Origin of the sequence: Desulfofarcimen acetoxidans DSM 771 (assembly GCF_000024205.1) — a bacterium.
In the GTDB taxonomy this organism is placed as follows: Bacteria; Bacillota; Desulfotomaculia; order Desulfotomaculales; family Desulfofarciminaceae; genus Desulfofarcimen; species Desulfofarcimen acetoxidans.
This window is the reverse complement of record NC_013216.1, coordinates 3,589,876-3,614,813: the sequence shown is the minus strand read 5'-3', so window position 1 is coordinate 3,614,813 and position 24,938 is coordinate 3,589,876. Positions and strand designations below refer to the sequence as shown.

Sequence of the window (24,938 nt, the reverse complement as noted above, 5' to 3'; positions counted from 1 at the left end):
CTATTTTACAGGTCTAAATTTTTAACTTGCGGAAGGTGGGTCATTAAGAAAGGTTTGGAGAATGCAATACCCAAAGTCAAAGATAAAAATATCAAAAAAACTTTTAATTTAATTATATAACCAAAAAGAATACAGCATTAGCGAAATAGTAAAGAATAACCGGGATTAGCTAGGCAATATTATACCATCATGTTAAAAATAGTCTGTTAAATAATAGTATCACTATTGCCTTTTTTGTTCCATTGCTACACAAACCCCAACTCTGGTGGTTAATAAAAAACCATAAAATTAAAGTTGAGGAACCGAAATGAAAAAAAAACTATTTCTAATAGGCTTACTCTGTCTAGTTATAATTTACGTATGTTCGCAAAATGAGTCTAATGAAAAACGAATAAAAGAACAGATTTTCCTCGTAATGCAAGAGGAAAATCTAAAAGTTAATAAGATCTATCACCTTGAGTTGATAAAGAATGGTGTTCTGTTTTTTTATGAACAAGATGGGGGAGTAAACGCTGGTCTTGTTAAAGATGTCCGGGGGGGATGGAAATGTGTTATGGCTGGTGGAAGGGTTGACTTAAACACCGGTAATGATTTGCACTACTGTGCCTTACATTTTAGCGATGTATCATTATCCCTAATTTATGGGATAAATAAAGATCCAGAAATTGAACGAGTGGTAGTGGAAACAAGCGGTATAAAAGGTATAAAACAAGAAAAACAGGCTAAAATAATTCAAACGGAAGGTGGTTTGAGGATATGGTTTAACCTTTATAGCGGGCCGTTAAATTCGCAGATTAAAGTTATTGGTCATACTAAAAGTGGGAAGATATTTTTTTTAAGTAAACCCGAAAAGCTTTGAATTTCTCCCCATGGCTAAAGTCCTTATCTTTACCCATAAGTCCTTGAGTAAGATAGAATGAATCTGCTTATGCTATACGCAGAAAATGTGTGATAAATTACCCAAATCGGTTATGATGCTTAAATATGGTAATGGACGCATTGTCAAAAATTTTCTAAAATTGTCTCATGAATAATTTACCTGTATCTCTCAAACCAACAAATCAATCAATGCTTTGGGCAACTAAAGAGTGCGGTACGGCTAACTTTGGTGATACCCGTCTCACTCATCGACTGGTTTCACTGGCTGCAAGCCTTATTGAGCATCCAGAAAAATCTTTGCCTGAAGCACTTGGTCAGTGGAGCGATGTCAAGGCTGCCTATCGTTTCTTTGATAACGAGAAAGTAACTGTTGAAGCCATATATGATGCACACAGAAAGGCCACTATAGAAAAAATCAAGAATCAACCGGTGGTTTTGGCCATCCAAGATACCACCATTTTCAACTATACCTTACATCGAGAAACAAAAGGGTTGGGACCTATCGGTCAAGCGGGTCTTTCCGGCTTCTTTCTACATTCTTGTCTTGCTGCATCCGCTGAAGGAGTTCCATTAGGAATCTTGGCCCATCGCTTATGGGTACGTTCACTAGAACCCAAGGAGAAAACACATAAAAAGCGACCTATCGAAGACAAGGAAAGTGTTCGCTGGATTGATGTTACCCGGGAAGTAGCCGAAACGGTTTCTCCCTTTACCAAAGTAGTAATGGTGGGTGACAGAGAAAGTGATATTTTTGACCTCTTTCTCCTAGCCAGCGCTAATCAGTATGATATCTTGGTCCGTGCTGCTTGGAACCGCCGCATTGATCAGTCGCATGATTACCTATGGCCTGTTGTTGAAAGCGCCCCGGTATTGGGCCGTACGGTTATCAATATACCACGTGCCGATAAGCGCCCAGAACGAGAGGCTGTTGTTCTTACCTTACAGGCTGCCACTGTTACCTTAAAACCACCGAAACATCGGGGAAAAGAAAAATTAGCTGCACCTACTCTTAATGCCCTGCTTGTTCAGGAACAATCGCCACCCGAAGGAGAAAAGCCAATAGAGTGGATGCTGTTAACTACCCTGCCTGTTACTACCATGGTAAAATACTTATAAATTATAAAACATATTTATTTATTTTCAATAAAAAAACTATAAATCCTTTTATTTCAATAGAATAATATTCCGACAATAATAGACAAATTTTTCTTAGTTAACATAACGTACAAAACAGAAACCCGCCGTTTTCTCCCATGATGGGCGATTACGGCGGGTTTTGTGTTTTTCTGTGTTTACAGTTTTACTAGTTGCTTACATTAATCTTTTTTACAGAAATCCAATAATGATGCGGGTTTGAGCATTGTTGCGTTACTGCTGCACTGCTACATCCGCGAGCTGGAAATTTCCAGCTACAACAAACTCTAATTATCTTCGGTTTTCAGGGTTAGTTGTGGGTTGACATCTAACGTGGATATATACCGTATTTTGCTGTGATATAATCCCACGGTAGAAATCCTGCGTCAGCATCATCTGATGACATACAACTAGCGAAACGTGATACAGGTAGACCATCACTCACTCCACAAGATACACCATTCCAATAATCGTCTTTAACAATATTTTGATGGGTAACAAAGAGACCATATCCACCTTCTTGGGTAGGTGCAGGAAAACTGATTTTCCTAACCCATGCCGGATTTTCTTTTGTAAATACCATTTCTTCATCTACTACTAACTGTTTAGGTATTGGATCAGGTGGTAAATCACCTCCTAAAATTTGAACACCAGGTAAAACTTTTGTCGGGCCAAATTGATAAATTTTAATTCTAGCTCTTATGGGTTCTGTTATATTATAGGACTTATTATCAATTGTCCTTACTCCCATAACCCAAGTTGCGCTATACATATCCCCATCTGGTTGCGGATCATCTTTAAGTATACAACCAGAAATATAATAATCAGTATTGGTGGGTTGTTGAGGTGCTGGCTGTTCGGTAACGGTAACCTTTTTTTCCGGATCAAGCTCGAAAGTTTGATACCAGACAGTTTCATTTAAGTGCCATCCCTCTGCAGATCCAGGAGCATACCCGGAAGGAGCTGACTGTATTTTCAAATAATCCTTTAATTTTATACCAGACCAATCAGGCCAATTAAGAGTATCAAGCCATTGACATGACCCGGGGGAAACATAGAGAATCTGTTGAAAATCAATTATTTACATTACTAAAAAAAACACCGGTTTACTTCAACCGGGCAGCAGATTATAAGGAACTATCCAAAAAATATGATTATGTAGTGGTTGCAACCGGTAAAGATACTGCGGCAAAGGAAATGGGATTATGGATAGACTATGGGGTAGTACATCTTAGGGGAGGGCTGGTCTTTGGAACTTTTGAATCAACTTCATCGACAGTTTATTTTAATACCCGTTATGCAGGTCAAGGATATGCCAGGCTTGCGCCATGGAGTTCTACCCAGGCTATAATAGGTTTATGTAACATCGGTTGCAGTGAATATGAAATGGATAGGTTATATACTAATTTTTTAGAAGAAGAAAATTTGGCACATCTGGAGTTTTATTATAAGTTTTCATTACCAATATTCTCTACTGGTAGGGTAAGTAACTTTAAGTCAGGCAATGTTTTACTTGTGGGTCGTTCTGCTGGGTTAACAGAAAGATTACTTGGTACAGGTGCTGTTGAAGCTCTTATAAGTGGTATTTTGGCTGCAAGAGCAATGATCCATGATTTGGATTACGAATCTCTTGTTAAACCTTTACAAAAACACGTGGAAAACATTTCAGCAATTAGAGCCCCATATGAAAATCTCGATAACGAAGGCCTTGACAGGTTAGTAGCAATGATTAATACACCTGGTATTAAACAGGCTATTTATAATACAGGAATAAATTTTATCGATATGGCCGGAGGCATATTAAATAAAATTAAAAGTTAGACTTTAGTCTCAAAAAAAACTTTATATTTCGTAAAACAAGGAAATTTTACATCAAACTTTAAACAACAGGACTCGCTGGCTTTGGCTGTCGTTGCGGAATGGGGAGTAATTCTTGTGTCCATAATGATTCCATGAGAAAATTGAATGGCGAGCTTCTCTCGGTAGACTTACTTTGACAGCTTTGCCTGATCAAATCTCTTAATCTCAACGCTACTTTATCGCGTAATACCTTGTATCTATATTTTGTAACCCATACAATATGATATTTTATATCATATACCGAGTGACTACTTTTACTATATTCTGTCATAACATTCACCTCTATGTGAATGTTATCCTTTTCCTTCTCAAAATAATCACACTAAAGCTGTTCGCCTAAAGACGAAGGTTTTAGACCTAGCATTTTGAAAATAAACTGATGTATGGATTGTTGCCTCTGAATACGATCATTGTTGACAGCCTTCAATGTAACTTTGAATAATTTCTCATTAAGTTGCCACTTTTAAAGTGTCCTGTCGTAATCACTGAACAGTGCAAATGCAGTTACTCCCACAGATATCATCAATAGCTGCTCCAAGCTTGAATTTATCCGGCGATATGAATTAGAAGCTACCCCATATTCTAACCATATTGTTGGTGTAAGGAATCTTTAAAAAAATCAATATCACAAACAATAGTTTTCTTTGTGTTAAAGTCGTACATAATACTGCTGAAATAAAAAAGTATTTTTAAATGAAGTCCTGACCTAAAAGAAAGTATGGAAAAGGATGCTATTAATAACATTCTTATGAGCTGCAATTATGTAAATATTAGCTTTATTCAGAAAGTTTTCAGTTTAAATGGCTGGTCGTAAAGTTGCCTATTTTACTAACTCTGCAGCTATTTCTTTTAACTTATTTGAAATACCTTGACAACCTTCAATTGATATGGCAACCTCTTCCATTGAGGATGCCTGTTCTTCAGCTATAGTTGAAATTTGATTAATATGTTGATCTAGCTCTTGTATAGCACTCGTTATTTTAAGTAATATATCTGCCACTTCCTTAATAGAACCATTTGTGCGACTTGCCAATTTTCTTATTTCCCCTGCCACTACATTGAACCCCCTACCCAGGTCACCAGCCCTTGCTGCTTCAATGGCTGCGTTTAACCCAAGTAGGTGTGTTTGGGAGGATATTTCTTTAATTAAATTTAAAACCATATCTGTTTGTCGAATATTATTATTAATAGTGTCTACTTCGTTAGATAAGTCAACTGTTACTGATGCCAGTTCCTGAGAAGCAGAGGAGAGATTAGTTGTTGAATTATTTACAGTATCCAAGGATATCAATAATTTGTCAGCATGTTCTAAAAGTGCTTCATACGTAGTAATTGGCATAAAAATACCAATAGTACCGATCATTTTTCTATTATCTGTAAAAATTGGAGCAGCCTTACCCACATATGCAAAGCCATAAATATTTATATCTGTTATTTTATCTACTATACGGGATTGATTTTTAATTACCCTATCCGTTAATGATCCTGGCTTAATTAAGTCTCCTTTTTTTACATTATGATTAATTGCTATACCGGGCTCATAATATTTAAACTCTTTAAGATCAGTAATAGAAATAGCCACTTCAGCACCCCAGATTAATTTAAAACACTTGGAGGAATTAATTATATCACTCCATGATATGTCCATGATTTTAACCTCCCCAATTATATTTTTATGATATAAAATAGCCACTATTTTAAAATAGTGGCCGGTTGCATCACTTACTCAGTAAACCCCAGATGCCCAAATTATAGAGTTCACTTCATAGTATCCCGTATAAATATTATTGTTTAGATGGTGTATATATCAATTTTACTATTCTATAATTGTTTAAAAAACCCTTTATAAGCTAATGTTAATTTTTATTTACGTTAAGGCCGAATTTTTAAGATATTTTAATAGTTACTAAATAATTACCGGATAAAGCTGGTATAAATTTCCCCAAAAAAAGCATTAGTAAATAAAACCTAAAAATAAGGCTCACTGGCTTTGAGGGCTGTTGACAAATGACATAAGATCAATCTTTCACGAAAAAGGTGCCTGAAAACCCTTGATTTTCTTGGGTTCTCAACCCCCTTTTTTGTATAAAAGCATAGTTTGTCAACAGGCCCTTTGGCTGGCGAGCATAGTTGTTTAGTTTGGGTAGAAAGGCTTACTTTCGCGGTTACATCTTCTTGTTACACATTGTGATTATAATGTGCTATTTTTTTATTTTGAGGGGTTCATATATAAATAAAGTTTTTTAACGTTAAGATGTGGTCGGTAATCTTATATGGATATAAAAAGATCTTCCTTTCATAATTTAATCTCATATAAAAAATAATAATAAAATTCTTAACAGTGCCTGAGAGAGATTTTTTCTAACATCCTAACAAGCCCTGCGGTAATACCAAAGACTGATTGAATGTTGAGATTATCTTCTGCTGTGGAATCGAAAAATATATTGAGTTTGGATTCAAGTTCGTCTTCCGGCTTGCAATAACAAATGAGAATTGGGACTCTCGGTAGGGGGTGTAAAACTAGCGAAATATCAGAGGAATAATTTATCGTCGCTAGCTTTCCACCAAACAAATGTAAAATCATTTCAAAAAAATCAGTATGGGTATCTGCAATATGTTTCAGAGGTTTTTCACATATCGGCTCATAAAGCGGAATCCATGTCATCCCGTTTTTCAGTTCCCTAAAGGGAACCCATTCTCCGGTAACATTTTTTCCTGAACATGACAAAACATAGTCCAGTAATGGTAATGATAACCATGTAATTACGTGGCAATCAGATGTAATATTACCATTGGAATCAACAAAAAAGTCTTTTCCGAGACACTTGATTTTTAATTTCTCGCCAGAGAGCGATGCTCCCAGTCTTTTCGCTGATGAATAAAAATCTATGTTGGTAATTTCTCTTTTTAGTTGTCCCAGTATTTGCTGCTGCTGCTGTTCAATAGTCACCCGCTTATGTATTTTTATATCAAATCTTTCAGTTATATCATTTCCCAGGTGAGGGCAGTCGCCGAGACTTTTATGACCATTGATTACCGAAGTGGCAAAGGCCAGGCATGTCGGTACTTGGCATTGTCTGCAATTTGATTTTGGTAGTAACTTATAAATTTCCAGAGGATTATTTAGTTGAGACATAAATTATAACCTCTTTTCAAAAACAGCATTAAACTCGTTCTAATCCTTTTTTGATTTTTTCCAGCAGTGAAATCAATGCTTCCTTTTCGTGTCTGTCTAGAGTCAACATGACTTTATGCATGTAATCATTGTGTACGGGGAGAAAGGCGTGCATAAGTACAAAAGCCCTGTTAGTAAGGCAAACCCGGAACACTCTTTTATCGGCGGGGTCAGTATTTCGAAGCACCAGGTCTTCTTTTTCCAATCTCTCTATAAGCCCAGAGATTGTAGGTCTGGAGACCATTACTTTATTACCTAATTCTGACTGCGTTAATCCCCGGTCACCGGCCATATAAAGATGAATTAAAGCGTTGAATTTTGCCGAGGAAAGGCCGTAACGGGCAAAATGCATAGAAAAAACATCCTCTATAGCATCCCAGGTTGATTTTAATTCATATAACGTGCGTTTCGAAAGGCAGTAATCCTGTGCATCTCCGTTTTGCTTTATAGTTTAATCCCCCTCACCATATGTTAGTATGATAACATTAATGTTATCATGCTAACATTATCTAGTCAAGTTTATCAGTGCATGAAAATTGCACATTTCAAGGAAAATGTATATTAAACTTAAACAAACAGGACCCACGGGCTTTGGCTGGCGAGTTTATTTTTATTTTAAGTAGTAAGGTTTATTCTTAGATTAAATGTTCTTGTTGCACATTGTGTTAATGTTGTGCATCATATGTGTTTTTATTGACCAAGAAATTTAAAGCCAACGACCCCAGCTATTATCAATATCAGAAATATGATTCGATAGGGATTTATAGGCTCACCTAGAAATATTATTTCTAAGATAGCTACACCAACTGCACCAATTCCAGTCCAAATAGCATAAGCGGTTCCAATTGGCAAAGTTTTAGTAGCACATGCTAAAAAATAAAAACTTATCACAATTCCGGAAATAGTTAGGATAGATGGTGTTATCCGAGTAAAGCCATTAGTTTGTTTTAATGAAATTGCCCAGACTACCTCAAACAATGCAGCTATTAATAAATAGACCCAAGCCATATTGATACTCCTTTCTAATTGACAAAAATAAAAAACCCGGGGATATAAATTAAATATCCTCCCGGGCTTTTGTCCCTCCGTGAACACGATATACGTGCAGTTTCTCTCGGACCTGTCCGATAGTTTAATCGCGGAACCCTAGAAACAATGTTAATATTTTATTAACACACAGTTTAAGAGTAATATGTCCAGTTGTCAATAGGATATTATTAAATACTACGTTAATATCACATTTCACAAATTATGTACAACAAATAAGCTGATTAACTGGAAATGATTTTATCAATTTCAACACGATAATCGGAATAGCCGAAAAAAGTTATGAAGTAGGGTAGTTGAAAGAATTCAAATTTTAAAAGGGTTTACCATCAAAAGGTAAGTCTTTTTGCGAGGGAGAGTCTAATGAATCACCCGAGAATAAAGTCAGTTAGCCTGCTGATTGATGAGATAGTTATAGGGGAAACAGATGAAATTTGCGAGTATAATAGGCCGAAGCTGGATATAGAGATTGCTTGGAATACACTGTTTATGAGTTTATCGGAGAATTATTATAGGGAGGCTGTTTAGGAAATGCAGCCTCAGCGGTTTATATAAGAAAATAAAAGGCTCGCTGTCTTTGGCTGGCGAGCTTATTTTTATTTTAAGTAGAAAAGTTACTCTTTCGGTTTCATGTTCTTGTTGCAAATGTCTTTTTATGGCGTGGAAGAGTATTCTGATTGGTTGGTGAATGCGGGTTTCAACCCGCTACGGGTGGAGTTTGTGAAGAAAAATATGAAACATGATGGCAAAGAAGGGTTAAATCGTTGGTTTGGTTCAACCTGGTTGCCGTTTCTATCGTGCCCACAAGATAATCATTTTGGGAGAACAGAAATCGGCTACTGGTAGATATGCCTAATAGCCGCGTTTACAAATTCCGCAAGTCCCGGCACCTTTTTATCCAACTCTTTTTTACTGTTCAAATATGCCTGCCCAATTTCACGAAAAGCTGTATCCAAGTAAAAATAAAAAATTCAAAAAACACTTGACAATGTAGAATTCTACGCATATATTAAAAGGTAGAATTCTACATATTCGAAAGGGAGGGTAACCCATGCTAAAGAGAGGTGGAAAACCAAGCCCTGACTTTTATATCCGTAATATTGCAATAGCATTGCGTTGCATTGAGGACCAAAAGCTGTCGGAGTTTGGCATCACGAATCAGCAGGCGCGGCTTTTGGGGGCAATACGCCGAAGCTTATTTGACGGAGCAAACATGAGTCGTAAATATTTGGAGGATTTAATGGGGCTTCGCGGGCCATCGGTAACAAGCCTGTTGAATGGACTTGAAAAAAACGGCTTCATTATTCGTTATGCGGCACAGGATGATGGGAGAGCCATGCAAATTAAAGTAACGGAAAAGGGTGATAAGATCATTGATGATATAAACCAAGTTTTTTTAGATACCGAGAAACAACTTTTCTCTGGCATGGCGGAAGATGAAAAAGAGATGTTTATAACCCTGCTATACAAGGCTCTTGCAAATGTTTCAACGGACTTTGCGAAAGAAGAACCACCGAATAATATTCACAGGCAACAAACTTAATATATAACGGGCATAGTAATGCCTGTATCCATTTTATGCATATAGGTAGATCCCAACACAAATAACTTACGTTTCTACTGTTGTGCATTGTGAATAATAATATTTTTTTGATTAAATAGGTAGAATTCTACCTAAAGGAGGATTTTCATGAAAGAAATGATTAAGAGACTATCCCTATTTCCGGTAATAGCGGCCATAGCGTTTCTGCTGATTCAAGTGATTTGCGATTTGTATATTCCAACATTGACAGCGGACATGGTCAATAACGGGATTGTAAAAGGAGACACGAGCTATATCTGGCAGCTTGGCTTGATTATGATTCTTATTTCGCTTGGCGGTTTTGCCGCCGCACTGTTGAATACCAATATTTCTGCCAGAATCTCATATAAACTCGGCTGTGGGCTGCGCAAAGATATTTACCGAAATGCATCCCAGTTTTCGAATGACGAGTTTGACAAAATCGGTACTTCGTCGCTCATTACACGGAATACAAACGATGTGACGCAAGTGCAGAATCTAATAGAGATGTTTCTGAAATTTTTGATTCTTGCTCCGTTATATCTGATTGGCGGCGTTTTCATGGCCTACCGCCTTAGCCCTTCGCTTTCAACCGTTTTTATTATTATTGTACCGATTGTTGCCCTTGCCGCGATTGGCATTTCCATGTATGCCAATCCCCTGTACGAAAAAATACAGAAAACAATCGACAGGTTGAATTTGATTTTCCGGGAAGGGTTGAATGGTGTTAAGGTTATTCGCGCGTTCGGGAAAGAAAAACAGGAGTTTGAGCGTTACGAGCAGGATAACAACGAATATACGAAAACCTCTATCCGCGTCAATGCGATTATTGGTCTCTTGATGCCGATTATGAGCTTGATTATGAGCCTTGCCACCATAGCAATTACTTGGATTGGCGGAAAATCCATTGATAGCGGAAACATGGAAATTGGTACAATGATGGGCGTTATCAGCTACTCTGTGCAGATCATGACCGGATTCATGCTTATTACAAATGTTATATCATCCATCCCGCGCGGTATGACTTCTGCAAAAAGAATCAACGAGGTTTTGGATATGACCCCATCCATCTGTGACGCCAAGAGCTCAAAGCAGACATTAGGGCAAGAAGTCTTCCTGACATTCGATAAGGTTAGCTATTGCTATCAGGGAGCGGAGAAAAACGCCATTCAAGATATTTCGTTTAGTGTCCGCAAGGGGAAGACGCTTGCCATTATAGGAAGTACCGGCTCCGGCAAAAGCACAATCGTCAATATGATTCCCCGATTCTATGATGTCGGCGGCGGAAAGGTTCTTCTCAACGGTACAGATATTCGAGATGTTGCGCAGAGCACATTGCATGACCGGGTAAGTCTTATCCCGCAGAAATCCGCTCTTTTCTTCGGGACTATTCGTGAAAACATGCAGCTTGGCAAACCGGCGGCCACAGACGAGGAAATATGGGCGGCGCTGGAAACCGCAGATGCGGCAGAGTTTGTCAATAAGCTGGATGGCGGGTTGGATGGTGTTGTCGAAAAAGGCGGCGGAAATTTTTCCGGCGGTCAGAAGCAGCGTCTTTGTATTGCGCGGGCCATTCTGAAAAATGCCGATGTTTATGTATTTGACGATTCCTTTTCCGCATTGGACTTCAAAACGGACGCTAAAATCCGTATGGTGCTGAAAGGTAGGCTGAAAAATGCCGTCACGGTGATTGTGGCACAGAGAATCAGCACTATCATGGAAGCCGATAAAATCCTTGTTTTAAATGAAGGAAAAATAGCCGGTGTCGGTACGCATGACGAATTGAAACAGTCGAGCGAGGTTTACAGAGAAATCATCGCATCGCAATTTGAAAAGGGGGAAGTAGCATGAGCAGAGAAAATACTATAGTACAGCGTCCCTCTATTGGGGGTATGAAGGCACCGGGTCAGGGTAACATGACCCCGCTCCAAAAGCCTGAAAAGATGTGGAAAACAGTAAAGCGCCTGATGAAGTACATGAAAAACAGCAGTTTTCTCATTGCGCTGACGTTACTGATTGCTATTGCAGGTACGTTAATGCAGGTGTTCAGCCCCAAGATTTTAGGTAATGCTACCACATTGATTTTTAACGGCGCAATGGGTGGCACGGGCATTGACTTTTCGTCAGTAGCGTCAATTTTAGCCATTGTTGCGGTACTCTATGTCGGCACCAGCATTACGAACTTTCTGCAAATATGGATTATGACTCATGTTTCACAGAAAACCACCTATGTTCTAAGGAATGAATTGAAAGCCAAGATGAACAATGTGCCGATTTCATTCTTTGATAAAAACTCGAATGGCAACCTGATGTCCATTGCTGTAAACGATATGGACAATATTGCAACCACTTTGCAGCAGAGCCTGGCACAGCTCATTTCCAGCGTGGTTTTAGTAGTTGGCACTTTATGGTTCATGCTCACCATCAGCCCGCTGCTTACCTCAATTGCCGCGTTGATGATTCCGGGCAGTTTCTTGGTTGCAAAAATTATTATGCCAAGGACACAGGCCAATTTCAGAAAATTCTTTAAGCTCCAAGGCGACTTGAACGGGCATATTGAAGAAAGCTATAACGCACACGCCGTCATTAAGAGCTTCAACGGCGAAGAAAATGCCAACAAGAAGTTTGACGTTTACAACGATGCCATGTATGAATCGGGATGGAAAAGCAAATTTTACGGTGGCTCAACCATGCCAAGCATGATGGTCTTGCAAAACATCTTCTATGTGATTGTTGCAATGGTTGGTGCTGTTAAGGTTGCGACGGGTAATATCCTCATTGGCGACATGCAGGCGTTTTTACAATACTCTACCCAGTTTTCACGCCCCATTGCCCAATTCGGCCAGATTTGGAACGGTATTCTATCAACTGTCGCTTCCGCTGAGCGCGTCTTTGCGGTATTAGATGCTGAAAATCTCCCTGAATATAAGAAACCTTTTACCGATATTTCAACCGAAGCAAAGGTCAGATTTGACCATGTAAAATTCGGTTATACCGACGAACCGCTTATGAACGATTTCAATCTGGATGTAGAGAAAGGTCAAATGATTGCGATTGTTGGACACACAGGCGCAGGCAAGACCACACTCATCAACTTGATGGAGCGGTTTTATGAAATCAACCAAGGCGGTGTTTTCTTAGATGGCACCGACATCCGAAATATGGATTATCATACGCTGCGCTCCAAGATGGGAATGGTCTTACAAGACACATGGCTGTTTTCAGGTACAATTTATGAGAATATCCGTTATGGCAATGAAAACGCCACAGAAGAACAGGTCTATACCGCTGCGCAAGCCGCTTATGTGGATGATTTTGTGCGGAAGATGCCTGACGGATATAACACAGTGCTGAATGAGGAAGCCAGCAATATATCGCAAGGACAGCGTCAGCTTATTACGATTGCTCGCGCTTTTATATCCAATCCCGATATTCTGATTTTGGATGAAGCAACTTCCAACGTAGACAGCAGAACGGAAATGCTGATTCAAAAGGCCATGCGGCGGCTTCTGAAAGGACGTACCAGCTTTGTTGTAGCACACAGGCTATCTACCATTTATGATGCCGACAAGATCATCGTCATGAAAGAAGGAGATATTGTGGAGACTGGCACACATAAAGATCTTCTGAAGAGTAATGGAACCTATGCGGAGATTTATAACAGCCAGTTTTCGCAAGGCATCCCGGCTTGATTGTGTAATAGCAATCCGATGCAATGTCATCAGGTCGGTTCACTCCTGTCATTCCAGCGACGTACATATGATAAAACTAGCATGGAAGGTCGGGGATATTTACCCTTTGTTCAAAGAGAACAATGCACCGTCTGCTGATTTGCATGCAACCAGCCGCTTGAGACGATAGCTTTTACAGACGGGTTTACCATTTCGAGTCGGCCCGGCTTGGCCGAAGCCGAACAGCTGGAACGGAACTATATTCGGCGTGTGTTCCGGAACAATGTTTTGGTAAAGTAAGAGATCATAGAACGTGCCAACGCCGGGAACATCACTTGGTTCAAAACCGCTGAGAATGGCATAAAGGGGAACATGGTACATTTCATCCATCCATGCGGTAATACCGATTTATGGTTTGGTTAGCAAAAAAAGCAGAAATGAACGGAGCATGGCGGCAGGATCACGGGGAACAGGTCCCCTGACACTGTAGCAATCTTGAAGTAATGTTGCTACTTCAGTCAGGTCTGTAATCCAGAGTTTTGAGATAAGGAGCCAATCCCTATGCACAAGAACGAGCAACCCCCCGGCGTAGTGCTGTCGTAGTTGTTCGAGGACAAATTCTTGATAAGTTTCATGCGAAGTAATAAGAGGTTTCAAAGCAAAGCACCCCAGAACTTGCAGTAAAGGTAAAAAATACCTTCCGTCGTAATTATGGGGGTGTTTTGAAAATGTCAAGTGTTTTTGGCAAATTTGATTATAATATATTCGCTGCTAATTTCCAGTTGGATACTTGTTAAAATGAAAATCCCCCTACAAAAAGTAGGAGGAATTTAATATAGATGCTTCAAGCAAAGCTTTGTACCATCTAACTTTGTAAATGCCGAGAGGCTATATAAACAGAAGGAGGAATTGTATGTATGCGGGTAGGTTTTTGTCAGGTAACGGATTATGCTAGATTTTTTCGTTTGGCTGTTGATAAATTAGTTTCTAACAATATGCCGTTGCCTTGGCGTAACAAAGCAATAGAAGATTTGACCGATGCATATATTACGCAGACAGGCGAAATGCCTGACAGAGAGCAGCTTGCCCGATTGGCTAATTATATTTTACAAGACGATTTTTCCGAAAGATTACCGGATAAAGTGAGCCGGACGGAGTATCCGATTTTAAGTCGGGGTCAGTATAAACTGCGGTTCTGACGAGAAAAGGCAAATGGTGAAATGGCGAACCATACCAGATGTAAAAAGACGAGTAGAAGCACTAAAAAAAGGGTATTCGGAAAAATGCGATGAAACCATATATTGGATACTCATAAATAATTAGTTAATGAACATTTTCTATAAAATACGACATTGGTGTAGACGTTATTTTTCCTGTTTATTCTCCTCAAGTAAAAGGATTAAATAATCTATCTTTTTTAGAAGTTCTTTATCATGAGAATCCTTTTGTTTCATGAATTTGACGGCATAAAGAACAAAACCAATCAAAACAAAGGATAGAAATGTTAAATCAAAGCTTGACATTAATCTAATTCTCCCCTCACTTCTAATTATATAGTTCATTCGAAAAATCTTAAAGCCTTAAAACTAAAGGCTTTATTTTTTTGCCTTTTTAGCTTCACCTCAAAAAACCATAAGTTTCGGGTTGTGGCTAAATATTATAAATAAGCTATTATAGGGGATATTTATTATCCTATTTTAGCTATATAACGATTCATGCGCGTTTTTAAGACTTGATAAATTTCAAATCGCCCCATAATGTATTTTGGAGAATATTTCCTATTATGATTTTATGGATAGGCTGATCCGTAAAGACCGCATTCTTTACAAATCCAAACTGCATAGGTCTAAGCGCAAGCTTAAAAAGAAGCAAAAGAAAAATAAGAAAATGGATTTTTCAAAGCCTGGCGTGGTTAATCGCTTGGTGGATAGAGTCTTAAAGTATAACAACTCCCAGCTTCCTGATAATCTGGAAACTACTTTAAATCATATCCTAAAGGAGGTTTTTGTTATGCCCTCCTTGTCTATGGGTATCCTTGGAGACCCCAATAAATTTAATACCGCCGGTGATGGCACTTGTATGCCTACTAATGCTTCTCCCTATGGTAAAAAAGTTTGCAACTGCAAACTAAAACCCGGTGAACATTGCGACTGCCCTCGCTTGTTCTCTGACCTCACTGCCTCATGGGGGTGGGACAGCTATAATGAGCAATACTATTATGGCCATACATTCCATGGCTTTACGGCTTGTGACTCGTTCTACAGCCTACCTATCCATATTAAATGTGTTACTGCTGAGCGTCATAATTCTGTAACCGGTGTTTATGCACTTAAAGAGCTTGTTGACTTGTATCCGGAAATCAATTTTTATTCGGATATCTTGACTTACAAGACCAAAAAGAAGTACTACGTTAAGTAAACAGCTAATTTTAAAGACCACCGCGAGGATAAACTGACGGACTGACTGACCTTTTTTCAGTTTAAATTGGCACTTTACTCTTGATTAATATACCACTGCCGGTGGCGGTGAATTCTGAAAAGTTGAAGCCATTGGCACTGGTTTTAAATCTAAAGGTCTATAGTCATTGAAAGTAATTCCAAGACCATTGCTAAATGCCAGTGACGGATATTAGCTTACCGCCAGGAAGCACGAACCGCTACACCTAACCTGCAATAATATCTGCTATCAACTTCTCTATTTTTTAGTAGAAGGCTCCATAATCAATCGGATTAACTTCTCTGGCATTTTTCTTAAAACCATATTGCCATTCTTAGTTCTCCATGCGGTACTTCCCTCATAATAATCAGAATCGTTTTGACCAAAAACATATGTAACCGATTTGCCTTCCCGCCATATGGTTAGATTATAGAATTTAAAGTCACTTAGTTTATATTCTGCAGGATTATATTCTTGAGGAACAGTTGATTTTAGCTTATCGAATTCCCGCACAATATTTATTAAACAGTCCTTGTTCCGGATAATTATTATTGTGTGTTCGGTTTGACCTTCTACGGTATTAGTTAACCTTGCGTAGAGTAGTTCGTTTTTAAGCTTGTTATAAGGTTTCTTGAAAGTTGAAGATACATTAGGGTCGTACTTAACGACCATGCTTTTTAGATCCTCAACGATTCCAACCGGTTTGCCCCAAATCATATTAAATCTAAATTGACTTAAGTAAAATAACATTGTGCTGGCAATTATCAAGGCTATAGTTATATAGATTGCTTTTCTAACCATACTAGAGATACCTTCTTTCTTTATTACCCCTGTTTTTGCCAATACGAACATAATTCTCAACACTCTAACACTAATTGCTACTAAAGCTTGCTTTTTACACAAAGGACGGTTAGGATGTTCAATAGGCTGTGTATAAATGTCTTTCAATTCCTGGTTGTGGATAACTGCCATTAGTGCCGGTTGGTATGCCAAACTTCTCAATGAAGCACGGCCCCTCTTGGTAATTGTTCTCTTTCCATGGTGTTTTCCAGAATCATTTTCCCGAATATTTAGGCCGGCCAGTTTTTGAATTTCACACCAGTTATGATAATTTGTTGGATCACCGATTTCTGCTAGAAACATTGCTCCTGTGATTTCTCCCACTCCGGGAATGCTTTGTAGATACTCTGCTAAACCAGTCCTTTTGAATTATGGTTATATTTAGTAGAATATCTCCATGAAATGCACATATTTTTCCCATATAAAGTCTATCAAAGTAATGATATCTAGTAAATGGAATTAGATTCCATGGAAATTTATTTGGGTCACTACTTTTGCATTTTTGGCCATTTTTGAACCTTTGAGCCCAGTAAATACGAGATCAGAATTTTATTTTTTTGCTATTTTTGAGCTGGAAAATCGAAACTTCGGTTAGCATTCCAATTGTATATGCATCTTTGCGGTCATTTTTACTGGGACTGTTATCGTTAAACTCCTTGCTTTTTTTGACGTGCATAGGATTAACAAGAACAAAAGTATGTTCCAGGTCTACCAGATATTCAACAAGTGCCTTTCCGTAGTGGTCTGTAGGTTCCATACCGAATACCACTTTCTCAAAACCATGATTTTTTGAACACTCATTAATCCTTAGTACTAGATTTTTGAAACCTTCTCTGTTATTCTGAAAGGCAAAAGGTTTACCCAACTTATTACCAAATGGATCTATGCACTGCACCCAATGTATTGATTTGGTAATGTCGATGCCTACTACAAGGTATTTAGGGTCTATCACAAGTTTTTTCATATCGGTTTTACCTCCTGGTATTTGAGATTTGGTTGGCACCTTCTTTTATACCAGGAATTTTTTATTTATTCAACTTCATTTACAACCATTACGGGAATGCTATGCCAAAGGTAACATAAAGAGGAAGAAGAAATTAAGGGATACTCAAAGCAGTTGGCCCAGGGCTTTATCAATGAGAAATTGTTCCTGGAGCTATCAGGCGATGCAAATAGGGAACTGGCCAAATTTGAAGAATAGCTTTCCGAATTGGAGAAGCTTGAGGAGTCGAACGAATATGAGAAGGAAAATATTATTAAAAGTATAGATGTACTGAAAGAAATTATTCATAAGAAAGCCCTTACAAATACGAATATTAGCTTGCTGATTGATAATATAGTCATAAGGGAAACAGATGAAATCGGTGAGTACAATAGGCCGAAGCTGGATGTAGATATTGTATGGAATACGCCATTTATGAATTTATCGGAGAATTATTACAGGGAAGCGGTTTGAAACCAGTTTATATGGGGAGAAAACAAAAGGCTCGCTGGGTTCTCAATCCCCTTTTTTGTATAGAAGCATAGTTTGTCAACTGGTCCTTTGGCTGGCGGCCTTGTTGTTTATTTTTGGTGAAAAGGTTTACTCTTTCGGTAAAATATTTTTGTTGCAAATCATGTTAATTTATTGCAACAGCGGAAAAGCAAGGTTATAATGAACATTAGATAATAAATGAGCATAAAAACCTTTTAAGGAGTAATTTTATTTTATGAATGTAATCAATTTCATTAGCAATTTAACTGAAATGATTTCTTTAATAATGTATTTTGGAATAGGAATATTTGCAGCATGGTTTATATGGACAGATCGAAAAATTACTAAATTGTCGATACCTGCTACTTTAGCATGGATGTTTTTCTGCCCTTTGATTATACCAATATATATTTTTTACCGCCATAATAAATTACTTTAGTATTAGGTGACTCTATTTTCAATACATAGAAACAAAAATATAATTTATATCATCTATTCTAAGCAAGACTAGGATTAGAGTCTGCCTCTAGAGACCGTTTCAAAAATAGATTTTTTATCTCTTGATTTCCATATCTACTATTTATACTTCTAATTTTAACTATATATAGTGGTTAATTTTTAAAATTATGATTTTTGAAACACTCTCTTAGGCTCAGTCTATAGAATATTTGCACAGTAACCTTAAAAAGGATATTTTCCTGTAAAAATAGTTTGAAGTAAAGGAGCGTATTATGGATAGCATACTTAAGACCATCGTATTCTTTTTTATGAACATAATATTAATCGGAATTTTGATGAAAGCAGCAAGCTATGTGGGTAATTGTATAGGCATATATAACATACTTCAGGATTTATGGGGGCTAATAAGAAGAAATAGATTCAGAAAGGCATAACAAAATGAGAACAAAAATTATATCATTGATGCTACTTATAATTACCATGGTATCTGGTATTTGGTTATGTCTTCAAATTAAGAATAGGGAGGATATTGCACTTGATAGGCTAACATCATTCTCAAATTTAACTATAGGTGGATTAAACGCACTGGTAGGAATAATAAGTGATCCAAAAATTAACTGGGAGGATCCTGCTTTCAAAACAATTGTTTACGGACAGATTCTTGAGGCAAAACAATGGTCTCAAACTGCTGAGCTAATGGTTGGACTTACTAGTGGAACACCATCACAAGTTGGTTCTAAATTGGGTGAATTATCTTTTCGTCTTCAACAAAACTATATCCCGTCGGCTAAGCGAATATTGATTACCAAAGGAATTGTTAACTCTGAAGATAAGGCCGCCTTAATAGAGTTAGTTAAGGATTTGCGTGAGGCAGGTTGGCCTTTAAAGCAAGTTAAAGAGCTTGGATGGTCTAGACTGGGATTAGCTTTGGATAAATATTTGACGGTTAAACCTGGTCTGTCCGCGAATAACTGTTGCGGCCTTTTCCCATGATGACCAGCTGTTTTTCATAACCTTCCCATCGGATAAGCCATTCCTGAAGTTTCTCCAGTTCGCGCTGTTCCGCCGATTTCCGCTTTTCTTTGCCATAAACAAATTCGATACCCGCATATTTTTGGGATACTTCCTCGACGAGCGTGCGGAATTTACCCAAAGTGACGTTACCCTCTCTTGGAAGGCTGTCTACACCTGCTCACGAAGACAGGCCAGATATTTCTCGTCAATGACAGACGGTTTGGACACACGGGCCAAGTCACGGCGCAGCTGGGCCTTTACTCGCGCGCGCAGGATCGTCAGGCTAAAAGGCTTTGTGATATAATCGTCCGCACCGTGCTCCAAACCCATGACCACGTCCATCTCGGTATCATTGGCAGTTAAAAGAATCACCGGAATAGGTTCACTCCCGGTTTTAATTTTGTGAAGCAACTCCAACCCGTTGCCATCGGGAAGATTGATATCGAGCAAAACCAAATCCGCCGCGCTATCAGCAAGCTGTTCACGGGCGGATTTTAAATCAAAACACGGAACAATCTGAAGGTCCTGATCTTTTAAAGCAAGGCACAAACCTTGGTTCAGATTGTGATCATCTTCGACAATGATTACCGGGACGGCCCGTAAAGCCCCTGGCTTTAGCCATGGGGATATAAGGGCCATCGGGCGAAGCCCGATAATTATGCAATCTTGCTATTTAGTTATATAACTTTATGTTGTATAATAATATCATGGAATATAAATCCAACAACAATGTAGTGTACTCATGCAAATATCATGTAGTATGGTGTCCTAAATATCGTCGTGAAGTGCTAACCCAAGGTGTAGATGTTCGACTAAAGGAGTTGATATATCAGATTTGCAGCGAACATCAATCAGAAATCCTGGAGTTAGAAATTATTAAACAGTACATTGAGAACCAAAAGAAAGTATAAGACACTAAATCTCTACATAGAGGGGAGGTGAAACCAAATGTTTGCAACCCAAAAGAACCGTATTAAACATCTAACTAAAGAGCAATATGCTCTACTGCAAAACCTCTGCCGGTATGCCAAAAACCTGTACAATGTGGCATTGTACAACATACGGCAGCACTACTTTGTCACCGGCAAGCTTCTAAGCTACGCCAAAAACTGTGCCCTGTGCAAAACCAACGAAAACTTTAAGATGCTGCAGGCCGGTGTTTCCCAGCAGATCATCCGGGTAGCTACCCAAAGTTTCAAAAGCTTTCTCGGATTGAAAAGGTTAGCAGCTAAAGGCCAGTACCCGGCAGAGAAAGTCCGTATCCCACGCTACCTGAAAAAAGACGGCTACTTTCAACTGGTACTGTCAACCAACGCAATAACCATAAATGCCGGGTACCTGCAGCTGCCGTTATCAAACGTATTCAAAAAAGACCACCCGGAGGCCAAGGACATCCGGTTTCCGTTTCCCGAGCGATTAGATAAAACCAGTATTCGGGAGGTACGCATCAATCCGGCTCATAAGGCCCACTTCTTTGAAGTGGAGTATATCTACCGTGACAAGCCAGTAGTGCTGCCTTCCCTGGATAGCAATCGCATCCTGGGTATAGATCTGGGTGTAGATAACCTGGCTGCCTGTGCATCCACCACTGGGCATGTCTTATTAATTGACGGCAAGCAACTCAAGGCCGCCAACCAGTGGTATAACAAAGAAAGAGCCAGGCTGCAGTCTATTAAAGATCTGCACAACATTAAGAGTGAAACCCACAAGCTGGCTGCCCTTGCCGTATCCCGGGAAAATTTTATCACCGACTACTTGCGGAAAGCTGCCAAACATATTGTGGAATTCAGTATCTCCTTGGAGATTGGCACCGTGGTAGTAGGTGTAAATAAGGAACAAAAGCAGGGAGTCAACATTGGCCATGTTAACAACCAGAACTTTGTGCAAATCCCCCTCTGGAAGTTCCGGCGTATTCTGAAAAATCTCTGTGATAAGTACGGTATCACCTATATTGAGGTAGAGGAGAGCTACACCAGTAAAGCCAGCTTCCTTGATAAGGATTTTTTGCCGGAGTACGATTCCGCGAACAAAAATGAATATACCTTCAGCGGTAGACGGATTAAGCGGGGGTTGTATCGAACAAAAAACGGTTGTGTTATTCATGCCGACATCAACGGTGCAGCGAATATCATCCGCAAGTACCGGTCGGATGGGGATTTTTCCGTCCTGGATAAGGATATATTCTTAAATCCCTACCGGGTGCAGGTTCTAAATACACCCCGTAAGAAACCACTGGTAGTCCAGAAAAAGAAAAGTAAGGCAGCGGCGTAAGCGACTGCTTAGAGGTGATTGTACTGCCCTCGGGGTTCGACCTCGGAATCCCCTTGCTTTAGCCATGGGGAGAATGTCAATTGTTTCATCACTTATCTCCTTTCGTCTTCAATCCAATCGCACTTTCGCCAGCATTTCATCGCCGGAAATATTGCCCTCCGCATAATCCCGCCGGGCCTGACGGGCGGCGGCAGACCAAGCCTTGAATTGTTCCTCGGTTAAATCCTTGCCGCTGTGCTCCTCGGCGTACTTTCCCGCCGCCCGGTACCGGCGGGAGTAAACCTTATTGTACTCCGTGAGATATCGCTGTAGAAATGTGTCGACCTCGATCCCTTTTTCGAAGAACAGCTTTGCCCCTACCTGTTTGCAAGTCCGCTTCCCCTTGTATGGTCTGTCGCAGAAATCCCGTTTGCGCTTATCGGCCAGCACGAAATACCGCCCACAGAGCTTGCATCGCTTCACATACTGCCCGTTTTTCAGCATCTCGGTAAACTCAAAAAACAGCATCTTGGACGGTTTTGTGTTTGATGTTTTCGCATCCGCTGAAGAGGCAATTGAATGGGTGAAATACAACGTTCCTGATGTTGCATTGCTTAACGAAAAGATAAACAAGGTTCCATTGTTGGAGTATGATTTGAAGAAAAAGGGGAGTTAGATGTAGAAAAATGTAAATATCGGAGTAGTTTTGACTTATTGACAGTGCCTTCTTGACGGTAGTATATTATTCAGCTAAACTGTAATTACAGCATAGAAAAGAAAGAGGGATAATAATGCCTGAATTAATTCAACAAGTTCAAAAACGTATGTTGATCAGTCTGGCGCAAATTGCAAAAGTATTAAATATTCAGGAAGGAGATTATGTATTATTAGAAGAACGGGATGGAGGTATATTTATACGTCCTGTTTCATGGCATGACAAAAACCAGGAATATTTCTGGTCCAGTAGATGGCAGGAAAAAATGAAGCGCAGCGCCGATGCTTTACAAAACGGACAGATTAAGACGTTTAACAACATGGATGATTTACTTAGAGAGCTTGGTGAAGATGATGCCGACAATAATACTAACTAAACCATTTGAAATCGACTTCCGGAATTTAACACAATCCGAACAGAAACAGGCAAGAAAATCTTTACGATTGTTAAATAATAATCCTAAACATCCATATCTACAAATACACCGTATTAAAGGTGTTCCTTTTTGGGAAGCTTATGTGAACATGGATATTAGGATCATCTTTGAACGCAACAGCGATACGTTAATTCTTCATGCTATTGGTCACCACGATATTTTAAGGAATAAGTAAGGTGAGCAGAAAAATGTGGTAGAATAAAATGCGGGAATACATAACTAAGCAAAACGGAGCCTCACCTGCCGGGGATGAAACAAATCCTGAAAGGGGGTGGGGCGGATGATCTCTATAAGCGATACAATACAGATCGTTATAGCGGTGTTAATCCTACTATCCCTCGTTGTTCAATTAACTAATAGCAGGTAAGTAATTGAAAGCCCTTGAAACTGCTGGAACAGTTTCAAGGGACTAAATGAAAACCTCGGTAGACGAGGCAACCAGAGCCGTTTTGTTAGTTATTAGTATTCCCATTTATATTAACACATATAAAAAACGCTCGTCAAGTATATTTGTGTAAATATATGGAAGTAATTTTGCTAATGAGAGAGGATGTAGCCTTGCTAAAGGACAATTTTAGCAAGGTTTTTTATTGCCCAGGAAAAAGGGGGTGCCGATAAAAAGAGTAATTGAAAATGAACCGGTTGGGGGCTGTTGACAAATGACATAAGATCAATCTTTCACGAAAAAGGTGCCTGAAAATCCTTGATTTTCTTGGGTTCTCAACCACCTTTTTTATATAAAAACATAGTTTGTCAACAGCCCCTTAGTCTGGTGAGCCTTTTATTTTGGGGAGAAAGGTTTACTTTTTCGGTTATATGTTTTTGATGTAAGTAAAATATAATTTATTGCAGCAGCACAAGGAGCAAGATTATAATGAACATTAGATGATAAATGTGACAAAGAAGGTGGAGTTATTGTGAATGATAAGGTAAAAGGCGGACTTTTAATATTCTTTATGTCAGTGACCTTTTATATGATGCTTACAACTAAATATACCCATGCTTTAGGTGATTATATGTTAGAATTTATAGGATTAAAATCATGGACGGGTGATTATAGCGGTATACATCTAACAGTAATATATTTTGGAGTACTTTTTATTCTAAGTTTGTTTCTAGTAGAAAAATATGCTATAAAACGTTTTAATATTAGGGGAAGAAGCGTATTTTTTATTTCTGTAGTATTAATGATAGTTTTTTCTTCAATTACGGGAGTGACTGTGAAACATGTTAAAAGTAATTCGGCAGGACTATTGTCAATAGGATACAACTCCAGTGATAGCAGTATAAATTACAGATCCGAAGATAATAAGTTAGTTGAATTTACAGCTAAATTTAAACTAACTAACTATAGTAACGAAAAAAAGACTTTTTATTTATGTATTAATAATCCTTTTGATAGAGAAAAAAGAATTGAAGAGATTAGTTTTTACACTTTTGATGGGAAGCGAGCAATTTTCCAGTTAGAAGGTAATGAGACTAAATCCTTCTCATTAAGTCTAGATAGATATGATGTTGTTGGTGGAAGAGAGCTTCAAAATGTATCCGGACGTGGTGTCGTTCAAGAAATTGTACTAACTGATGATAAGAGCAATAAAGTTAGATTAGACAGTAAGAATTTTTTTGGAGTTGAAATAAGTAGATAAAAGGCAGCTTCTGTAAGTTGCATCGTATAACATTATCTACTGACCGGGAGAAATAAAAAAACCGAACATTTTATCAACATTCGGTTTCATTTTTCTGGTGTCGGAGGAGGGACTTGAACCCGCACCCTCACGGATACGCCCCTCATGGTGAATTGGCGTATGTACAAGCATAATCAATTCATCTTGTGATGTGCCTGCAGAAGGCCTCATCCTGAAAACCTATCCGGAAACTACCGGGCTGAACAGTTTTACTGTCCCGGCACAACAGTATTTCTTTTCAAAACAATAAGTAAGGCGACAGTTAACCAATGTATTAAGGGTTTTTCAGTCGCCTTTAGCAG

General features: G+C 38.8%; 27 protein-coding genes, 3 pseudogenes and 2 riboswitches. Of the genes and pseudogenes, 16 read left to right on the top strand and 14 right to left on the bottom strand.

What is annotated here, in order from left to right:
* Window positions 1-307: 307 nt before the first annotated feature.
* Both DTOX_RS16510 and DTOX_RS16505 read left to right on the top strand, forming a co-directional pair.
* Complete coding sequence (locus DTOX_RS16510; RefSeq protein WP_015758825.1) at window positions 308-859, top strand: hypothetical protein; 552 nt, start codon at window positions 308-310, stop codon at window positions 857-859.
* A 209-nt stretch (window positions 860-1,068) separates the two neighbouring features.
* On the top strand, window positions 1,069-1,995 hold the full coding sequence (locus DTOX_RS16505) for an IS4 family transposase (RefSeq protein ID WP_242652455.1): 927 nt from the start codon (window positions 1,069-1,071) through the stop codon (window positions 1,993-1,995).
* A 346-nt stretch (window positions 1,996-2,341) separates the two neighbouring features.
* On the opposite strand, the gene DTOX_RS16500 is transcribed toward DTOX_RS16505, so the two are convergent.
* Window positions 2,342-2,992 (bottom strand): hypothetical protein, encoded by a 651-nt coding sequence (locus DTOX_RS16500; RefSeq protein WP_015758823.1) that lies wholly within the window; start codon window positions 2,990-2,992, stop codon window positions 2,342-2,344.
* A gap of 59 nt (window positions 2,993-3,051) precedes the next feature.
* Between DTOX_RS16500 and DTOX_RS16495 the strand changes: the two genes are divergently transcribed.
* Window positions 3,052-3,834 carry a hypothetical protein gene (locus DTOX_RS16495; protein ID WP_015758822.1) on the top strand — a complete coding sequence of 261 codons (783 nt, stop codon included), beginning with the start codon at window positions 3,052-3,054 and terminating at the stop codon, window positions 3,832-3,834.
* Window positions 3,835-4,003: 169 nt separating this feature from the next.
* Here the strand turns inward: DTOX_RS16495 and DTOX_RS23195 are convergent.
* From DTOX_RS23195 to sugE, 5 genes and pseudogenes are all read right to left on the bottom strand, one after another.
* Window positions 4,004-4,144: pseudogene (locus DTOX_RS23195) on the bottom strand (transposase); the annotation flags it as partial.
* Window positions 4,145-4,693: 549 nt separating this feature from the next.
* Complete coding sequence (locus DTOX_RS24945) at window positions 4,694-5,521, bottom strand: methyl-accepting chemotaxis protein (protein WP_015758820.1); 828 nt, start codon at window positions 5,519-5,521, stop codon at window positions 4,694-4,696.
* A 50-nt stretch (window positions 5,522-5,571) separates the two neighbouring features.
* Window positions 5,572-5,656: riboswitch (cyclic di-GMP riboswitch) on the bottom strand.
* 552 nt (window positions 5,657-6,208) lie between these two features.
* A complete protein-coding gene (locus tag DTOX_RS16485; protein WP_015758819.1) occupies window positions 6,209-7,009 on the bottom strand; it encodes a DUF3786 domain-containing protein in 801 nt (266 codons plus the stop codon).
* A 28-nt stretch (window positions 7,010-7,037) separates the two neighbouring features.
* Entirely contained in the window at window positions 7,038-7,400 is a 363-nt protein-coding gene (locus DTOX_RS16480; protein ID WP_015758818.1) for a MarR family winged helix-turn-helix transcriptional regulator, read from the bottom strand.
* A 338-nt stretch (window positions 7,401-7,738) separates the two neighbouring features.
* Window positions 7,739-8,056, bottom strand: a complete 318-nt coding sequence (gene sugE, locus DTOX_RS16475) for a quaternary ammonium compound efflux SMR transporter SugE (RefSeq protein WP_015758817.1) — start codon at window positions 8,054-8,056, stop codon at window positions 7,739-7,741.
* A gap of 56 nt (window positions 8,057-8,112) precedes the next feature.
* Window positions 8,113-8,209: riboswitch (guanidine-I (ykkC/yxkD leader) on the bottom strand.
* 249 nt (window positions 8,210-8,458) lie between these two features.
* Here sugE and DTOX_RS23190 point away from each other — a divergent pair.
* The 5 genes from DTOX_RS23190 (at window position 8,459) to DTOX_RS16460 (ending at window position 13,348) form a co-directional block, all read left to right on the top strand.
* Window positions 8,459-8,623 (top strand): hypothetical protein, encoded by a 165-nt coding sequence (locus tag DTOX_RS23190; protein ID WP_157862994.1) that lies wholly within the window; start codon window positions 8,459-8,461, stop codon window positions 8,621-8,623.
* Window positions 8,624-8,731: 108 nt separating this feature from the next.
* A complete protein-coding gene (locus tag DTOX_RS23185; RefSeq protein WP_157862993.1) occupies window positions 8,732-8,941 on the top strand; it encodes a hypothetical protein in 210 nt (69 codons plus the stop codon).
* 205 nt (window positions 8,942-9,146) lie between these two features.
* Window positions 9,147-9,638, top strand: coding sequence for a MarR family winged helix-turn-helix transcriptional regulator (locus tag DTOX_RS16470; RefSeq protein ID WP_015758816.1), 492 nt, complete (start codon window positions 9,147-9,149; stop codon window positions 9,636-9,638).
* 147 nt (window positions 9,639-9,785) lie between these two features.
* Window positions 9,786-11,507: an ABC transporter ATP-binding protein gene (locus DTOX_RS16465; RefSeq protein WP_015758815.1), complete on the top strand. Its 1,722-nt coding sequence runs from the start codon at window positions 9,786-9,788 to the stop codon at window positions 11,505-11,507.
* Complete coding sequence (locus DTOX_RS16460; protein WP_015758814.1) at window positions 11,504-13,348, top strand: ABC transporter ATP-binding protein; 1,845 nt, start codon at window positions 11,504-11,506, stop codon at window positions 13,346-13,348. Before DTOX_RS16465 ends, DTOX_RS16460 begins: the two co-directional genes overlap by 4 nt.
* Before the next feature lie 99 nt (window positions 13,349-13,447).
* On the opposite strand, the gene DTOX_RS16455 is transcribed toward DTOX_RS16460, so the two are convergent.
* The gene (locus DTOX_RS16455) at window positions 13,448-13,708 is read right to left on the bottom strand and encodes a hypothetical protein (protein WP_042316046.1); all 261 of its coding nucleotides are present in this window, start codon (window positions 13,706-13,708) and stop codon (window positions 13,448-13,450) included.
* Window positions 13,709-14,244: 536 nt separating this feature from the next.
* Between DTOX_RS16455 and DTOX_RS16445 the strand changes: the two genes are divergently transcribed.
* A complete protein-coding gene (locus DTOX_RS16445) occupies window positions 14,245-14,526 on the top strand; it encodes a hypothetical protein (RefSeq protein ID WP_015758813.1) in 282 nt (93 codons plus the stop codon).
* 165 nt (window positions 14,527-14,691) lie between these two features.
* Here the strand turns inward: DTOX_RS16445 and DTOX_RS23175 are convergent, their stop codons facing one another.
* A complete protein-coding gene (locus DTOX_RS23175) occupies window positions 14,692-14,850 on the bottom strand; it encodes a hypothetical protein (RefSeq protein ID WP_015758812.1) in 159 nt (52 codons plus the stop codon).
* Between the two features lie 487 nt (window positions 14,851-15,337).
* Between DTOX_RS23175 and DTOX_RS24520 the strand changes: the two genes are divergently transcribed.
* Window positions 15,338-15,745 carry a hypothetical protein gene (locus DTOX_RS24520; protein WP_242652454.1) on the top strand — a complete coding sequence of 136 codons (408 nt, stop codon included), beginning with the start codon at window positions 15,338-15,340 and terminating at the stop codon, window positions 15,743-15,745.
* A gap of 276 nt (window positions 15,746-16,021) precedes the next feature.
* Here the strand turns inward: DTOX_RS24520 and DTOX_RS16435 are convergent.
* Both DTOX_RS16435 and DTOX_RS16430 read right to left on the bottom strand, forming a co-directional pair.
* Window positions 16,022-16,939 (bottom strand): annotated as a pseudogene (locus tag DTOX_RS16435) (transposase); the annotation flags it as partial.
* Between the two features lie 205 nt (window positions 16,940-17,144).
* Complete coding sequence (locus DTOX_RS16430; protein ID WP_042316038.1) at window positions 17,145-17,567, bottom strand: IS110 family transposase; 423 nt, start codon at window positions 17,565-17,567, stop codon at window positions 17,145-17,147.
* Between the two features lie 246 nt (window positions 17,568-17,813).
* On the opposite strand from DTOX_RS16430, the gene DTOX_RS16425 reads away from it, so the two are divergent.
* Together DTOX_RS16425 and DTOX_RS16415 are read left to right on the top strand one after the other, a co-directional pair.
* Window positions 17,814-18,059 carry a hypothetical protein gene (locus DTOX_RS16425; protein ID WP_042316034.1) on the top strand — a complete coding sequence of 82 codons (246 nt, stop codon included), beginning with the start codon at window positions 17,814-17,816 and terminating at the stop codon, window positions 18,057-18,059.
* A gap of 915 nt (window positions 18,060-18,974) precedes the next feature.
* Window positions 18,975-19,529: a hypothetical protein gene (locus tag DTOX_RS16415; protein ID WP_015758806.1), complete on the top strand. Its 555-nt coding sequence runs from the start codon at window positions 18,975-18,977 to the stop codon at window positions 19,527-19,529.
* Here the strand turns inward: DTOX_RS16415 and DTOX_RS23170 are convergent.
* Together DTOX_RS23170 and DTOX_RS16410 are read right to left on the bottom strand one after the other, a co-directional pair.
* Window positions 19,483-19,689, bottom strand: coding sequence for a hypothetical protein (locus tag DTOX_RS23170; RefSeq protein WP_157862991.1), 207 nt, complete (start codon window positions 19,687-19,689; stop codon window positions 19,483-19,485). The two genes, DTOX_RS16415 and DTOX_RS23170, sit on opposite strands and share 47 nt — an antisense overlap.
* Window positions 19,690-19,718: 29 nt before the next feature.
* Window positions 19,719-20,189, bottom strand: coding sequence for a response regulator transcription factor (locus DTOX_RS16410; RefSeq protein ID WP_015758805.1), 471 nt, complete (start codon window positions 20,187-20,189; stop codon window positions 19,719-19,721).
* 50 nt (window positions 20,190-20,239) lie between these two features.
* On the opposite strand from DTOX_RS16410, the pseudogene tnpA reads away from it, so the two are divergent.
* Window positions 20,240-20,440, top strand: a pseudogene (gene tnpA, locus DTOX_RS22430) (IS200/IS605 family transposase); the annotation flags it as partial.
* Window positions 20,441-20,498: 58 nt separating this feature from the next.
* Window positions 20,499-21,821, top strand: a complete 1,323-nt coding sequence (locus DTOX_RS16400) for an RNA-guided endonuclease InsQ/TnpB family protein (RefSeq protein ID WP_015758804.1) — start codon at window positions 20,499-20,501, stop codon at window positions 21,819-21,821.
* Between the two features lie 108 nt (window positions 21,822-21,929).
* Here the strand turns inward: DTOX_RS16400 and DTOX_RS16395 are convergent, their stop codons facing one another.
* On the bottom strand, window positions 21,930-22,394 hold the full coding sequence (locus DTOX_RS16395) for a DUF6076 domain-containing protein (protein ID WP_242652452.1): 465 nt from the start codon (window positions 22,392-22,394) through the stop codon (window positions 21,930-21,932).
* A gap of 197 nt (window positions 22,395-22,591) precedes the next feature.
* Between DTOX_RS16395 and DTOX_RS16390 the strand changes: the two genes are divergently transcribed.
* Both DTOX_RS16390 and DTOX_RS16380 read left to right on the top strand, forming a co-directional pair.
* Window positions 22,592-22,891 (top strand): AbrB/MazE/SpoVT family DNA-binding domain-containing protein, encoded by a 300-nt coding sequence (locus DTOX_RS16390; RefSeq protein ID WP_015758802.1) that lies wholly within the window; start codon window positions 22,592-22,594, stop codon window positions 22,889-22,891.
* 977 nt (window positions 22,892-23,868) lie between these two features.
* A complete protein-coding gene (locus DTOX_RS16380) occupies window positions 23,869-24,597 on the top strand; it encodes a hypothetical protein (protein WP_015758800.1) in 729 nt (242 codons plus the stop codon).
* 36 nt (window positions 24,598-24,633) lie between these two features.
* Here the strand turns inward: DTOX_RS16380 and DTOX_RS23165 are convergent, their stop codons facing one another.
* Window positions 24,634-24,807: a hypothetical protein gene (locus DTOX_RS23165; protein WP_015758799.1), complete on the bottom strand. Its 174-nt coding sequence runs from the start codon at window positions 24,805-24,807 to the stop codon at window positions 24,634-24,636.
* Between the last annotated feature and the right edge of the window lie 131 nt (window positions 24,808-24,938).

Excerpts from the sequence above, each read along its gene's own strand:
- DTOX_RS16390 (WP_015758802.1), top strand. The coding sequence starts at position 22,592 with ATGCCTGAATTAATTCAACAAGTTCAAAAACGTATGTTGATCAGTCTG.
- DTOX_RS16485 (WP_015758819.1), bottom strand. The coding sequence starts at position 7,009 with ATGTCTCAACTAAATAATCCTCTGGAAATTTATAAGTTACTACCAAAA.
- DTOX_RS24520 (WP_242652454.1), top strand. The coding sequence starts at position 15,338 with ATGCCCTCCTTGTCTATGGGTATCCTTGGAGACCCCAATAAATTTAAT.
- DTOX_RS23165 (WP_015758799.1), bottom strand. The coding sequence starts at position 24,807 with ATGAGGCCTTCTGCAGGCACATCACAAGATGAATTGATTATGCTTGTA.
- DTOX_RS16460 (WP_015758814.1), top strand. The coding sequence starts at position 11,504 with ATGAGCAGAGAAAATACTATAGTACAGCGTCCCTCTATTGGGGGTATG.
- DTOX_RS16495 (WP_015758822.1), top strand. The coding sequence starts at position 3,052 with ATGACCCGGGGGAAACATAGAGAATCTGTTGAAAATCAATTATTTACA.
- DTOX_RS16410 (WP_015758805.1), bottom strand. The coding sequence starts at position 20,189 with ATGGCCCTTATATCCCCATGGCTAAAGCCAGGGGCTTTACGGGCCGTC.
- DTOX_RS16470 (WP_015758816.1), top strand. The coding sequence starts at position 9,147 with ATGCTAAAGAGAGGTGGAAAACCAAGCCCTGACTTTTATATCCGTAAT.
- DTOX_RS16415 (WP_015758806.1), top strand. The coding sequence starts at position 18,975 with ATGAGAACAAAAATTATATCATTGATGCTACTTATAATTACCATGGTA.
- DTOX_RS23190 (WP_157862994.1), top strand. The coding sequence starts at position 8,459 with ATGAATCACCCGAGAATAAAGTCAGTTAGCCTGCTGATTGATGAGATA.
- DTOX_RS16445 (WP_015758813.1), top strand. The coding sequence starts at position 14,245 with ATGCGGGTAGGTTTTTGTCAGGTAACGGATTATGCTAGATTTTTTCGT.
- DTOX_RS16430 (WP_042316038.1), bottom strand. The coding sequence starts at position 17,567 with ATGAAAAAACTTGTGATAGACCCTAAATACCTTGTAGTAGGCATCGAC.
- sugE (WP_015758817.1), bottom strand. The coding sequence starts at position 8,056 with ATGGCTTGGGTCTATTTATTAATAGCTGCATTGTTTGAGGTAGTCTGG.
- DTOX_RS16480 (WP_015758818.1), bottom strand. The coding sequence starts at position 7,400 with ATGCATTTTGCCCGTTACGGCCTTTCCTCGGCAAAATTCAACGCTTTA.
- DTOX_RS16505 (WP_242652455.1), top strand. The coding sequence starts at position 1,069 with ATGCTTTGGGCAACTAAAGAGTGCGGTACGGCTAACTTTGGTGATACC.
- DTOX_RS16400 (WP_015758804.1), top strand. The coding sequence starts at position 20,499 with ATGTTTGCAACCCAAAAGAACCGTATTAAACATCTAACTAAAGAGCAA.
- DTOX_RS24945 (WP_015758820.1), bottom strand. The coding sequence starts at position 5,521 with ATGGACATATCATGGAGTGATATAATTAATTCCTCCAAGTGTTTTAAA.
- DTOX_RS16465 (WP_015758815.1), top strand. The coding sequence starts at position 9,786 with ATGAAAGAAATGATTAAGAGACTATCCCTATTTCCGGTAATAGCGGCC.
- DTOX_RS16455 (WP_042316046.1), bottom strand. The coding sequence starts at position 13,708 with ATGTACCATGTTCCCCTTTATGCCATTCTCAGCGGTTTTGAACCAAGT.
- DTOX_RS23175 (WP_015758812.1), bottom strand. The coding sequence starts at position 14,850 with ATGTCAAGCTTTGATTTAACATTTCTATCCTTTGTTTTGATTGGTTTT.
- DTOX_RS16510 (WP_015758825.1), top strand. The coding sequence starts at position 308 with ATGAAAAAAAAACTATTTCTAATAGGCTTACTCTGTCTAGTTATAATT.